General features: G+C 60.8%; 10 protein-coding genes, 1 pseudogene and 1 riboswitch. Of the genes and pseudogenes, 7 read left to right on the forward strand and 4 right to left on the reverse strand.

Annotation, left to right across the window (positions count from 1 at the left end; all coding sequences use genetic code 11):
* Positions 1-179: 179 nt before the first annotated feature.
* The gene (locus NW856_RS03505; RefSeq protein ID WP_414399102.1) at positions 180-1,706 is read left to right on the forward strand and encodes a glycoside hydrolase family 3 protein; all 1,527 of its coding nucleotides are present in this window, start codon (positions 180-182) and stop codon (positions 1,704-1,706) included.
* A gap of 35 nt (positions 1,707-1,741) precedes the next feature.
* Here NW856_RS03505 and fabD read toward each other — a convergent pair whose 3' ends face one another.
* From fabD to hmpF, 4 genes are all read right to left on the reverse strand, one after another.
* Complete coding sequence (fabD, locus tag NW856_RS03510; protein ID WP_414399103.1) at positions 1,742-2,608, reverse strand: ACP S-malonyltransferase; 867 nt, start codon at positions 2,606-2,608, stop codon at positions 1,742-1,744.
* Between the two features lie 4 nt (positions 2,609-2,612).
* Complete coding sequence (locus NW856_RS03515; protein WP_414399105.1) at positions 2,613-3,614, reverse strand: beta-ketoacyl-ACP synthase III; 1,002 nt, start codon at positions 3,612-3,614, stop codon at positions 2,613-2,615.
* On the reverse strand, positions 3,601-4,725 hold the full coding sequence (gene plsX / locus NW856_RS03520; RefSeq protein WP_414399107.1) for a phosphate acyltransferase PlsX: 1,125 nt from the start codon (positions 4,723-4,725) through the stop codon (positions 3,601-3,603). The genes NW856_RS03515 and plsX overlap by 14 nt, the downstream gene beginning before the upstream one ends.
* A 208-nt stretch (positions 4,726-4,933) precedes the next feature.
* On the reverse strand, positions 4,934-6,661 hold the full coding sequence (hmpF, locus tag NW856_RS03525; protein WP_414399109.1) for a pilus motility taxis protein HmpF: 1,728 nt from the start codon (positions 6,659-6,661) through the stop codon (positions 4,934-4,936).
* Positions 6,662-6,924: 263 nt separating this feature from the next.
* Here hmpF and trpC point away from each other — a divergent pair, with 263 nt between their 5' ends.
* The 6 genes and pseudogenes from trpC to NW856_RS03555 form a co-directional block, all read left to right on the forward strand.
* Positions 6,925-7,845, forward strand: a complete 921-nt coding sequence (trpC, locus tag NW856_RS03530) for an indole-3-glycerol phosphate synthase TrpC (protein WP_414399111.1) — start codon at positions 6,925-6,927, stop codon at positions 7,843-7,845.
* Between the two features lie 63 nt (positions 7,846-7,908).
* The gene (locus NW856_RS03535; protein ID WP_414399113.1) at positions 7,909-8,148 is read left to right on the forward strand and encodes a DUF5340 domain-containing protein; all 240 of its coding nucleotides are present in this window, start codon (positions 7,909-7,911) and stop codon (positions 8,146-8,148) included.
* Positions 8,149-8,207: 59 nt separating this feature from the next.
* The gene (locus NW856_RS03540; protein WP_099813329.1) at positions 8,208-8,402 is read left to right on the forward strand and encodes a heavy-metal-associated domain-containing protein; all 195 of its coding nucleotides are present in this window, start codon (positions 8,208-8,210) and stop codon (positions 8,400-8,402) included.
* Between the two features lie 112 nt (positions 8,403-8,514).
* Positions 8,515-10,830: a heavy metal translocating P-type ATPase gene (locus NW856_RS03545; protein WP_414399115.1), complete on the forward strand. Its 2,316-nt coding sequence runs from the start codon at positions 8,515-8,517 to the stop codon at positions 10,828-10,830.
* 128 nt (positions 10,831-10,958) lie between these two features.
* Positions 10,959-11,095: riboswitch (cobalamin riboswitch) on the forward strand.
* A gap of 32 nt (positions 11,096-11,127) precedes the next feature.
* Positions 11,128-12,168 carry a sirohydrochlorin chelatase gene (locus NW856_RS03550; protein WP_414399117.1) on the forward strand — a complete coding sequence of 347 codons (1,041 nt, stop codon included), beginning with the start codon at positions 11,128-11,130 and terminating at the stop codon, positions 12,166-12,168.
* A 97-nt stretch (positions 12,169-12,265) separates the two neighbouring features.
* Positions 12,266-12,513, forward strand: a pseudogene (locus tag NW856_RS03555) (hypothetical protein); the annotation flags it as partial.

Raw genomic sequence — 12,513 nt, forward strand, 5'->3', positions numbered from 1 at the left:
CTAAAAGCCCGCTCCGTACCGCCTAGCGGTTGATGTCGGGTAGTTTACGCTCATCCTGACCGGCTTTCTTGGCAGCGACGCCCAAGGACATCTGCTTTAGGACATCTGCTTTGACATGCTCGATAGGACCCCGTCCCGCTGCCGCAGTGGATCCCAGGGCTTGGAGCCTTGAGGAGAAAGTGGGGCAACTGTTTCTGGTTTATTTTGAGGGAGCTGAGTTTTCCTCCGCTCTCGAGGAGATGATCCGGGACTACCACGTGGGCGGGCTGATCTTCTATTCGATTGCCGGCAACATTCAAACGTTGCATCAGGTGGCCCAGCTCATTGCCGCGGCTCAGGCACAAGCCCTTGTCCCCCTGTGGATAGCCATTGATCAAGAGGGGGGGCCGGTGGTGCGCCTTACCGAGGGGGTGACGGTGTTCCCCAGCGCCATGGCAGTGGCAGCAGCGGGATCCCTGGCAAAGGCGGAAGCTATGGCCCGTGCGGTGGGAACGGAGCTGAAAAGTTTGGGGTTTAACCTCAACTTCGCCCCTGTTGTGGACGTGAACAGCAACCCCCACAACCCCATCATCGGCATCCGAGCCTTTGGGTCAGACCCGAAACAGGTGACAGATTACGGCCTCGCCCTGTGGCGCGGCTATCGGCAAGCCGGGATCCTCTGTACGCCCAAACATTTTCCCGGCCATGGGGACACCGATATGGATTCCCACCTGGGGTTGCCGCGGGTGGATCGTCCCCTGGAGGCGCTACAGACCACGGAATTGCGCCCGTTTCAGGCTTTGATCCGGGCAGGGGCAGAGGCGATGATGACGGCGCATGTGGTGATGCCGGCTCTGGGATCCGTCGGCGACAGCGGGACGAAGTCCTTGCAACCGGCAACGCTGGCCCCTGAGGTGGTGTCCGGCTGGCTGCGGCAGAAGCTGGGTTTCCAGGGTCTTGTCCTGACGGATTCCCTGACCATGGGGGCCATTGCCCGCACCTACGGCATTCCCGAAGCGGCAGAACTGGCCTTTAGGGCAGGAGCCGATGTGCTGGTGTTTGGGGCAGATCCCGGCTTTAGCCCGGCCATCCAAAAAGAAGCCTATGCCCATCTGCTGCGGGAGTTCCGTGCCGGTCGTTTGTCGGTTGAGCAGTTGGATCGGTCAGTGGAGCGAATTTTGACCTTGAAGCGGCGCTACGGATTGGGATCCCCCTGCCCCCCTTTCCCCCCTGCCGGCTTGGAAAACCACCGGGCACTGGCCCGCCAAATCGCCCAAGACAGCATCACCCTAGTACGGGGATCCCTGCCTCCCTTGGCCCCTGACCCGCTGCTTATCACCCCTGTACCTTTGTTGGGGGAGCTGCTGCAAAAAGCCTGTCCCGCTGCCCAAGTGTTCTCCATCCCTCTGGATCCCACCCCCGAACAGCAGCGGATTGCCCAAGAAGGGGCTCAAAGAGCTGCGCAGGTGCTGGTGGGATCCCTGGAGACGTGGCGGCATCCGGCGCAGAGGTTGCTGCTGGGATCCCTTCCGCCGGAAAAGGTGATTGGGTTGGCTTTGGGATCCCCCTACGACGCCTTTGCCCTGCCCCAGATCCCGGTCTATTTGGCCTGCTACGGCACTACCCCCGTCTCTCTACAGGCGTTGCTGCAGGTGTTGTTGGGACAGATCCCGGCCCAGGGTCGCTTGCCGGTTGGATCCCACTTGGAGGGATCCTGGTCGCGTTAGCGGGACAGAGCTCTTTCCCGTTAAAAACAGATCCACTAACTGCTGAGGCTGCTGACAGTGCGCCGCGCCAGGGCCGGCACCGTTCGCTTCACCAAGCCCGTCAGAACATTTCCGGGGCCGATTTCCCACACCTCTTGGATGCCGTCGGCAGCCATGTGCAGCACCGTCTCTCGCCAGCGGACAGGGGCAGTCATCTGGGCCAGCAGCGCCTGCTTAAGGGCTTGCGGATCCCGGCTGGCGGTGGCAGTGCAGTTGCTGTAGACGGGCACTCGCGGCGGCTGAAAGTCAACAGCGCGCAAGGTGTGGGCAAACTCCTCGGCAGCAGCCTGCATAAAGGGCGAGTGAAAGGCGCCACTTACCTTGAGGGGAACGGTGCGCTTGGCCTGCAACTGCTCACAGACGGCTTGCACCCCCTCCACTGAGCCGCTGATCACCACCTGATCCGGGCTGTTGTCGTTGGCAAGGGTGACATCGGGGATCATCTGGCACAGATGCTCTAGCTTGTCGCGGTCAAACCCCATCACCGCTGCCATGTGGCCTGGAGGATCCCCTGCGGCTTCCATCAGTTGGCCCCGCAGCGCCACCAGCCGTAGGCCGGTTTCGAAATCAAACACGCCGGCAGCGTAGAGGGCGCTGTATTCGCCCAGACTGTGGCCAGCAGTGCAGGCAGGAGCCTGTCCCTGGGCGTAGAGATAGTCCGTCAACAGGGCCGATACGGTGAACAAAGCCGGTTGTGTGTAGCCGGTCTGGTGGATCTGGTCTTCCGATAAATCTAGGGGATCCCATCCCAGCATCTGGCGGGCCAAAGCCAACTTCTGGGCTGCTCCCTGCCAGTTCCGCAAGTCCCTTCCCATGCCCACCGCTTGGGATCCCTGGCCGGGATAGATCCAGGCAACGGTCATCAATTCACTTCCCCCAACGAAACACAATCGCCCCCCAGGTGAGGCCGGCACCAAAGCCTGCCATTACCCCCAGATCGCCGGCGCCAAAGCGTCCCTGCTCGATCCAAGTGGCCAAGGCAATTGGCACCGAAGCGCCCGAGGTGTTGCCGTAATACTCTAGGACGCTGGCCACCCGCTGCGGATCCAGCTGCAGGCGCTTGGCTACCGCATCGAGAATGCGCTGGTTGGCCTGATGAATAAAATACCCCTGCACTGCTTCCGCCGGGATCCCAGCCCGAAAGAGAGCCTTCTCGATGATCTCCGGCACCGCCTGGACGGCAAACTTGTAGACCTCGCGGCCATTCATGGTGATGGGGCAGCAGCGGTATTGCCCCACCTGCAGGGATCCCACCAGGGGCTTGGCCTCTGTAGCCATGGACAAGCTGAGTAGCTGGCTGCCACTGCCATCGCTGCGCAGCTCAATGCTGAGGATCCCGCCGGTTTCCCCCGCCTCCAGAACCACCGCCCCGGCCCCATCTCCAAACAAGACACAGGTGGTGCGATCCGCCCAGTCCACCGTACGGGAGAGCACATCCGCCGCCACCACCAAGGCCCGCCGGTACAGCCCGGTTTGCAAAAACTGCGCTGCCGTGGCCACTGCAAAGACAAAGCCCGTGCAGGCTGCCGTCAGATCAAAAGCCACCGCCCGCGTTGCTCCCAGAGCTGCCTGCACCTGAGGGGCCGAGCCAAACCGATCGACACCGGTGGAAGTGGCCAGCAGGATCAAATCCAGATCTTGTGGCGGGATCCCAGCCCGATCCAGAGCAGCCTTCGCCGCTTGAGCCGCCAAGTCCACCAAACTCAGATGGGGGGGGAGAATGCGTCGTTGGCGGATACCGGTGCGGGGCCAGATCCATTCGTCGGAAGTTTCGACGATCTGGCCGAGATCGTCGTTGCTCAGGCAGGGATCCGGCAGGGCAGCCCCTGCCCCCACCAGCCGCACGGTCGGGAGGCTATGGCTGGGCATCTTCCACGGGTTCGGGACAGCGGGAGGAAGTCCTTTCCAGGGATCCCAACGGCAACACTTCCGGGCCAGAGCCAGAGTAGACCTGAAGGGGCCGGGTGCGCCGCCTGGGGTTGGATTCAGGTTCGCGAGGGTCAACCATTTCCGCCTGCAGCCGCTGTAGGATTTTCTGTTCTGCCGCCTCTTTGGCCAGGCGAATGGCGTGGTAGACCATCGGCGCCTTGGAGCTGCCGTGGGTAATCACGCAGATGCCGTTGACGCCGAGCAGCAAAGCGCCGCCATACTCCACGTAGTCCATCCGCCGCTTCACCTGTTTTAGGTTGGGTCGGAGCAGCCAGCAGCCCAACTTGCCGCGCCAACCGCGGGGCAGCTCCTCCCGCAGCACCTGGGTGATCACCTGTCCGACGCTCTCGGCAAACTTGAGGAGGGCATTGCCCACAAAGCCGTCACACACCACCACATCAAACTCCCCGGTCAGCACATCCCGCCCCTCGGCATTGCCGGCGAAATGGATCCCTGGCAATTGGGCCAGGCGCTGGTGGGTGGCCAGAGCCAAATCGTTTCCCTTGTTGGGCTCCTCGCCGATGTTGAGCAGGCCCACCCGCGGACGCTCGACCCCCAGTACACACTGGCAGTAGAGGGATCCCATGCGGGCAAACTGCTCCAAAAAGCGGGGCCGGCAATCCACATTGGCCCCCACATCCAGCAGCAGCACCGGCTTGCCTTTCAAAGTGGGCAAAAGAGCGCCAATGGCCGGGCGATCGATCCCTGCCAGCCGGCCCAAATTCAGATAGGCCGCAGCCATCGCTGCTCCGGTATTCCCGGCGGCCACCACGGCATCCGCTTGGTTGGAGCGCACCTGTTGCATTGAGACGTTGATGGAGGCTTTGGGCTTTTTGCGCACCATCAACGGCTCTTCCGCCATGCCCACATCGTCCTCGGCAGGCACGATGGTGATCCCAGCAGGCAAGGGCTGAGGCAAAAAGGGCTTGAGGGAATCTGGACGACCGACTAGTGCAATCCCGACCCGGAGCTGCCGATGGGCCAGCAGGGCGCCCTTGATGATCTCTTCGGGAGCGTAGTCACCCCCCATCGCATCGACCGCAATTCGCACAAGCTGACCTCACACTGGAATATCCTTGGCAACTGCAAGCAGGAAGCGGGGCAAAACGCACTAACCTCTGCAGTCCCCTCGCCCGAGAATTGGGAGCCCCACTGGCTGCAGGGTGCTAGCGAATTTTACCAGATTTGTTTTCCTCAATTAAGGCCGCAGTTCCGCTTGCGCCGGTTCTCCCCACCCCCCACAGGAAACGTGAACTTCCTCACGCCTGCGCGAGGGTAGCCAAGAGAGAGTGTACCTGCTGGACGTGGTCGCGTGCGGTGGAGTTTCTGGCTTGGTGTTGGCTCAGCTCCGTCTCCAACTGCGCCAATTCTCCCGCCAACGCTGCCCACCGATCCCGCTCTGGATAGAGGGTGGCCTGCAGGTGATTGAGGCGACCCCAGGTTTCTGCCATGGCCTGGGCGCGCGCCCGCAGGGATCCCTCCTCTTGCTCCAGGTGTTGCCACTGCTGCTCCAATTCCTGCCGTTGGCGGGCGAGCTGCTCCTGCTGAGAAGGCAAGGACGATTCCAGTTGTTGAATGAGGGTTTGCAGACGACCTTTTTCTTGGAGAAGATCCTGCTTCTGGCTGCCGATCTGTTCCAGGAGCGGCCCAATATCGACCTGAACCGGGGCAGCAGCTTGATTTTGCAGCTGTCTAAGGCGGGCTTCCTGGCGGGTCAACTCTTCATACTCTCGCTGCAGGTTTTTTTCCTGAGGCAGCAGGGCTTCTTCCAAAGCACTGCAGGCAGACTGGGCATAGTCGATATCCATCTCGATGTCAAACCGCTCCTCTGGAGAGGCGCTGGCCAGCCGCTCTTGCAGCTCCCGCAGGGTTTGCCGGTTTTGCTCCAGCTCGGCCCGCTGCTGGCTGACCTGGGCCGCCCGCTGCTCGTAATCTCGGCGCAGTTGGCTGACCAAAGCCGCCAGCTCCTCGACCGAGATCGCCGGCTCCCCAGCCCTGCCGTTGCTGCTGCCATCGACGATAAAGTCGTACTCCTGCACCAGACGAGAGGCTTTCTGGTATAGGCTCTCTTGAGATTGCAGCTGCTGGAGAATCCTCTGCAGGTGCTCTTGATGGGCTCGCAGGGATCCCTGTCGAGTTTGCCACTCTGCTTGGCTTTGCTCCAGGGATTGTCGGGATCCCCACCAAGCGGTGTGGCGTTCTTGCCAAGCGCGGTAGTCTCGATCCAGCTCGTCTTGCCGGGCCTGGGCCTGCTGACGTTCTGCTTCCAGTTGGGCAATCTGTTGATTCAAGTGCTCCTGCTGCTGCTGAATGTGGCTTTTCAAGCTTTGCAGAAGCGCCAAGGGATCTCCAGCCGGATGCAGACTCTCCTGGAGCTGTTGCATCAAAGCCTGTAGCTGCGCTGCTTCTGCCTCCCCCAAGCGGCTGGAGCGAGCTTCTTGCAACTGGGCTTCCAACTCTTGCCGCTGCCGATTCAGAGCTTCCCGCTGCTCTCCGATCAGGCGCTGTTGTTCAGCTAAGTAAGCCTGCTGGGCTGCCAGTTCCTCTTTGAGGCTGTCCAGGAGTTTGCGATCTTCCTCTACACTCTTGTACTGCTCGTACAGCCGCTGCACCTCTTCTTCTTGGGCTGCCAGATCCATCTCGCGGCGTTTAAGCTCATGCGCCTGAAAGGTGAGGGACTGTTTCCAAACCTCGATCTCCTCCTCCTGGCTGCGGGCTTTGAGCTGAAGTTGGCTGAAGTTTTGCAGATAGGTCACCAGTTGGCGAGCGGCTTCGCTGATGCGGGCGACCTGACGGTTGCCGGAGATTTCCGCCAGCACCAATGACCCATCCTTGAAGCGCCCAGCCTCCTGGGCGATGCGGCCTTCCAAAGTAATGGATTCTTCGTTCACGGCCACCCAGGTATTGTCCTGCTGCTGCTTGGCCAGCAATTGCAGAGACGACTTAGCAAACCCAATCGGCTTGGATAGCTCTGCTAGGTACAGCACGCCTGAACTCCTCTAAAACAGCATGGACAGCACCAGCCTTGACCCCACCGAGCCACTGCCCCTGGCCGGGGAAAAATGGACGGCCGCCAGAACATGGCTCGCCGAGGCGCATAAAGACTACACCACCTTTCTAGACTCAACCATAGGGTAAAAAAAACGCCTTCGCCAGATGAGTTTTGGGGATGTCCGGGGTAGCTATTCAAACCGGTGGCGGAGCACTAAAGTAGTCTAGGGTGTGGTGTAGGGTTCTGCTCAGGGTTTGTATGGAGCTGCAAGGTGAGCCGCTTTCTATTCGTCGGCGTTCTCCTGCCCCGCCGGTGGTCGTAGCCTCTCAGGTGTACCAGACAACAGCGCCGGAAGCCAAACCGCGCCACATTTTGGAAGAGATCGTCTGGCATAAAGAGCAGGAGGTGGAGCGCCAACGGGAGCAGCTTCCCCTGAAGCAATTGCAACGGCAACTGGATCAAGCCCCGCCGGTGCGGGATTTTGTGGCGGCCCTCACCCAGTCGCCTCACCCTATCTCTGTGATTGCCGAGGTCAAAAAAGCCTCTCCCAGCCGCGGCGTTCTCCGGGATCCCTTTGACCCGGTAGCCATTGCCCAGAGCTATGAAGCCGGTGGGGCCAGTTGCCTCTCGGTGCTCACAGATGAGCGGTTCTTTCAGGGCAGTGGCGAGTATCTGCGCCGGATCCGTCAGGCAGTAGGGATCCCCATCCTCTGCAAGGAGTTCATCCTCTACCCCTACCAAATCCTCTGGGCCCGCAGCCTGGGGGCAGATGCGGTGCTCTTGATTGCCGCCATTCTCTCGGATGCGGATTTGGGCTACTTTCTCAAGCTGGTTCGGCAATTGGGCATGGCAGCTCTGCTGGAGGTGCACACCTCCCAAGAGTTGCAGCGGGTGTTGCGTTTGCCCCAACTGCAAGAGTCCAGGGGGCAGGTGCTCATTGGCATCAACAATCGCGATCTGAGAACCTTTGCGGTGGACTTAAACACAACGCGCAACCTGTTGGCCGCCCACTCGGATCTCCTCGGCGAGCTGCCCATTGTCAGCGAGTCCGGCATCCATACCCCTGCCGATTTGCAGCAGTTGCGGGCCTGGGGGGTGCGCTCTGTGCTGGTGGGGGAAGCGCTGGTGACCCAGCCGGATCCCGGCCAAGCTGTGCGCCACCTGTTGTCATCTCAGTGAATGAAAACCATTTATCAATGGATCTCTGCGAGAACAATTGATCTCTAAGGATTGCTTGGATCGATGAAACGTATTCCTGTGCCGGCTCATATCCACTACGAATTTCTGCTGCGGGTATTGGAGCGGCAAACCTTTCCGGCAGTGGAAGAACAGGATTTCGGCAACCGAGCCCGCACGCAAGAGCTGATCAATTCCCTGCGCAAAGCCCTCACCCAACAGGTGCAACTGGAGGAAGAGTGGCGACAGCGGGGCTATCAGGTGGACTACCGCTGGAATATGGACGAGCCTCAGCCTCCCTCTTGACCTTCCAGCCCACTGTAAGGTTTAGCATCCTTTCAGTGGCATTGGGGGGGTTTTCCAAAATGCAGGTTGTTTTGACGGTGCCCAAGCTGGCCTGTGGGGCCTGTATAGACACCATTGCGCAAGCGGTGCGGCAACTGGATCCCCAGGCGCAGGTGGAAGGGGATCCCAAAACCAAACAGGTGCGGATTACTTCTGAGCGGCCTGTGGGCGATTTGCGGCAGGCCCTCACCCAGGTGGGATATCCCCCGGCCTAGTCAAGGCTGGGTCGAGAACGGTCGGGCGTCTGTTTTGAATTCCTGTACAGATGGCTGCCTTCGCCCTGCCCAGGGTGGAGAGTAGCTGTCGTTTCATCAACAAGGTGTTGCCATGTCTGCCCATAAAGGGTCATCGGCTGCACTATCGGCCTCTGCGCCTTCTCCTGAGGGCACTTGGCAGTTGGCCCTGCAAGGGATGAGCTGTGCCTCCTGCGCCCGCAGCATCGAACAGGCCCTCACTCAAGTGCAGGGAGTATCCTCCGGATCCGTGAATTTTGCCAGTGAGCAGGCCACCGTCAAAGGGGATCCCAGGCTGGTGGATCCGCAGGCGTTGATTCGGGCGGTGGAGCGGGTGGGGTATCGGGCGCGCCTTATCCAGGAGGATTGGCAGCTGGACGATCTGTCGGATCCAGAGCGGATCGCCCAACGGGCCGCAGAACGGGAACTGAAGCTCAAGGTGGCGATAGGGGTGGGCATCAGCACGGTGCTGGTGATCGGATCCCTGCCGATGATGCTGGGAATGGAAATCCCGGGCTTTCCCATGTGGCTGCACAATCCTGGGTTGCAGTTGCTGCTGACGGCTCCGGTGCAGTTTTGGGTGGGCAGGCATTTTTACCGGGGAGCCTGGGCTGCTTGGCAACGGCGCTCGGCGGATATGAACACGCTGGTGGCCTTGGGGACGAGCGCGGCTTTTTTCTATTCTGTTTTCCCAACGGTTTTCCCCGACTCTTTCCATCGGCAAGGACTGCACCCGGATGTCTATTATGAGGTGTCGGCGGTGGTCACCACCCTGATTCTGGTGGGCAAGTGGATGGAGCAACGGGCTAAGGGGCAAACCTCCGAAGCCATTCGCAAGCTGATCGGGCTGCAACCGAAAACGGCGAGGGTAATCCGCCAGGGGGTGGAGCAGGATGTCCCCATTCGGGAGGTGCAGGTGGGGGATTGGATCCGGGTGCGCCCCGGCGAGAAGGTGCCGGTGGATGGGGTAATCCTAGAGGGATCCTCCACCCTCGACGAGTCGATGGTGACCGGCGAGAGCCTGCCTGTTGTCAAATCGGCGGGGGATGAGGTGATTGGGGCAACGCTGAATCAGACGGGCAGCTTTGTGATGGAGGCGCGGCGGGTGGGCAAAGACACGGTTCTGGCCCAGATCGTGCGCCTGGTGCAGGAAGCCCAGGGATCCAAAGCCCCAATTCAACAGTTGGCGGATCGGGTGACTGCCTGGTTTGTGCCGGCAGTGATCGGGGTGGCAGTTCTAACTTTTGTGCTCTGGTGGGTGCTGGCGGACAACCTGACGCTGGCCTTGGTGAACACGATTGGGGTGCTGATCATCGCCTGCCCTTGTGCGCTGGGGTTGGCAACCCCCACCTCGATCCTGGTGGCCACGGGACGAGGGGCAGAATTGGGGATCCTGGTGAAAAGTGCCGACAGCCTGGAATTGGCCCACCACTTGCGCACGGTGGTCTTGGACAAAACTGGCACCCTGACTGAAGGTCGTCCCACTGTCACCGATATTTGGGCCCACGGCTCCTCTCCCCTGGCGGTGTTGCGCCTGGCAGCGGCGGTGGAGCGGCACTCGGAACATCCTTTGGCCCAGGCGGTGGTGCAGAAAGCCGAAGCCGAAAAAATTGTGATCCCTCCTGCCTGGCACTTTCAGGCAAGGGTAGGCAGTGGGGCAGAAGCTTGGGTGGAAGATCAGTGGATTCGCATCGGTCGGCTGAGCTGGCTACAGGAGATGGGGATCCCTTGGGATCCCTCTTGGTCAGAGCGGGTTCAGAATTGGGAAAGCCAGGGCAAAACGGTGATCGGCGTAGCCCAATCCCAGAGCCTGGTGGGGCTGTTGGCCATTGCCGATCCGCTCAAACCCACCTCTCCTGAGGCAGTGCAACAGCTGCAACAGATGGGTCTAGAGGTGATCCTGCTAACCGGGGATAACCCCACCACGGCCCAAGCGGTTGCTCGGCAAGCAGGCATTCAGCGGGTAATTGCCCAAGTCCGTCCGGATCAGAAGGCAGCTTACATACGCAGCCTAAGACAACCGCGACGGCGGGTGGCGATGGTGGGAGATGGCATTAACGATGCTCCGGCTCTGGCAGAAGCCGATGTAGGGATCGCCATTGGTACAGGTACGGATGTGGCGATGGCCGCCAGCGATATTACCCTCATGTCGGGGGATCTGCGGGGAGTCGCCACAGCCATTCAACTCAGCCGGGCCACCCTCAACAACATCCGCCAAAACCTCTTCTTCGCCTTTATCTACAACACGCTCGGGATCCCGATTGCTGCTGGGGCGCTCTATCCCTTCACAGGCTGGCTGCTCAACCCCATGCTGGCCGGGGCGGCAATGGCCCTGAGTTCCATTTCGGTGGTCGCCAATGCCCTGCGCCTGCGACACTTTCAGCCCCCCAGACCAGCGGGCCGGCGTTAGGCCCTCTCCCAGGGGCAAGGGGGATTAGCGCGGCAACAGTTTTGCTGCCCTTTGAGCATGAGTCTGCCGTACCGCTCATGCCTCAGGGCTATCTTCTGGCAGACAAGGACATCCCCCCCAGGGGGCTTGGTGAACGACAAGCGGCAAGCTAACCTAAAAGGCTCAGGCAGACTGGGGAAAGCGCGGTGCAAGTCCGCCACTGTGACGCAACTGTGATGGGATCCTTCCCTCAGCCAGAACACCCACCTGCCGTTGTCCTGTACCCCTTGCGATTCACAAGGAACGGAGTTTTTTGTGTTGAATACCCTCAGTGTTTCCCCTCCGCTTGCGGTTGGGCAGTCTCCTGTTGTCCCCCTGCCCCTGTTGCTCATCGGCCACGGATCCCGCGACCCCCAAGGGCAGCAAGCCTTTCTGGAGCTAGCCCAGGCTTACCAAGCTCTCACCCCCCATCGACCGGTGATCCCCTGCTTTCTGGAGCTGACCCAGCCAACCATTGCCCAGGGGGTAGAGCAGTGCTTGGCCCAAGGGTGGCAGGAGATCGTGGCCCTGCCGCTGTTGCTGTTTGGGGCCCGCCACAACAAGTTCGATGTGACGATGGAACTGGATCGCCTGCAGGCCCTCTATCCCCAGTTGCGCATTCGTTACGGTGGGCCGCTGGGGATCCGCATCGAGATCCTGCAACTGCTGCGAGACCGATTGGCTGCTCTGATAGCTGCCCAACCGCGGCGGATCCCAGAGGCAGAAACCGTGCTCCTATTTGTGGGTCGCGGCTCCAGCGATCCCGAGGCCAATGCCGAAGCCTGTAAACTGGCCCGGTTGCTTTGGGAAGGATCTGGGTTTGCCGCTGTGGAAACTTGCTTTATCGGCATTACCCATCCCCGCCTGCCTGTGGGGTTGGAGCGGGCCTCGTCCTGGCAGCCGCGTCGGGTGATCGTGCTGCCCTACTTTCTGTTTACGGGGGTGTTGGTGAAAAAAATCGAGGCGGCAGTGGAGAAACAACGACAACGACAGCCGGAAATCGACTGGCTGATGCTGCCGGAATTGGGCCTTGTGGACACGGTGCTGCACAGCCTGCAGCAACTGGAGCAGGAAGCCCTGCAGGGCCAAACCCCGATGAACTGCCACCTGTGCAAGTTTCGCCTGGCCGTGAGCGCAGAGGTTGGAGCTGGATCCAGCCATCACCACCCTCACGAGCCTCATGACCACCATCACGGGCACGGATCCCATCACCACCCTCATTCTCACCATCACCCTCAGCACGGCCACACCCACGCAGCGGCTGGGGATCCCTGGGCCCAATTAGAGGGCTACCACCAACGGGCATGGCAGGTGCCCTAAGAGGGAAACAGAGGCTGCTGGCGGGATAAACTGAGTGCAGACAGGCCATTTTTGAACCTGGTTTTCCCGCTCTAGCGGTTGTGATGACGAAAAAACGATGATGCTCTCCCGCTCCTCTTGGGTTTCAGGTGCCGCTGCTGCGGGGAGCGGGATTTTCGTCTTCGCTCTGGTGGTGGGGCTGTTGGATCAGATCCTGCCAACCCTGCCCAAGGTTTCCCTCTCCCTGGCCGGGATCCCTGGGATCCTGGCTGGAATTGGGTCTGCCTATGGGGTTTGGCAGGTGGTTCAGATGGGTCTGCAGTCGGGCTCCTGGACTGATTTTCGGGCCTCGCTGGTAGCGGCTCT

This window comes from Synechococcus sp. R3-13 (assembly GCF_047462195.1).
Classification (GTDB): domain Bacteria; phylum Cyanobacteriota; class Cyanobacteriia; order Thermostichales; family Thermostichaceae; genus Thermostichus.

Bases quoted from the DNA above. Each gene is read 5' to 3' on its own strand.
- fabD (WP_414399103.1), bottom strand. From the start codon at position 2,608: ATGACCGTTGCCTGGATCTATCCCGGCCAGGGATCCCAAGCGGTGGGC.
- NW856_RS03515 (WP_414399105.1), bottom strand. From the start codon at position 3,614: ATGCCCAGCCATAGCCTCCCGACCGTGCGGCTGGTGGGGGCAGGGGCT.
- trpC (WP_414399111.1), top strand. From the start codon at position 6,925: ATGGAGCTGCAAGGTGAGCCGCTTTCTATTCGTCGGCGTTCTCCTGCC.
- NW856_RS03535 (WP_414399113.1), top strand. From the start codon at position 7,909: ATGAAACGTATTCCTGTGCCGGCTCATATCCACTACGAATTTCTGCTG.
- NW856_RS03540 (WP_099813329.1), top strand. From the start codon at position 8,208: ATGCAGGTTGTTTTGACGGTGCCCAAGCTGGCCTGTGGGGCCTGTATA.
- NW856_RS03545 (WP_414399115.1), top strand. From the start codon at position 8,515: ATGTCTGCCCATAAAGGGTCATCGGCTGCACTATCGGCCTCTGCGCCT.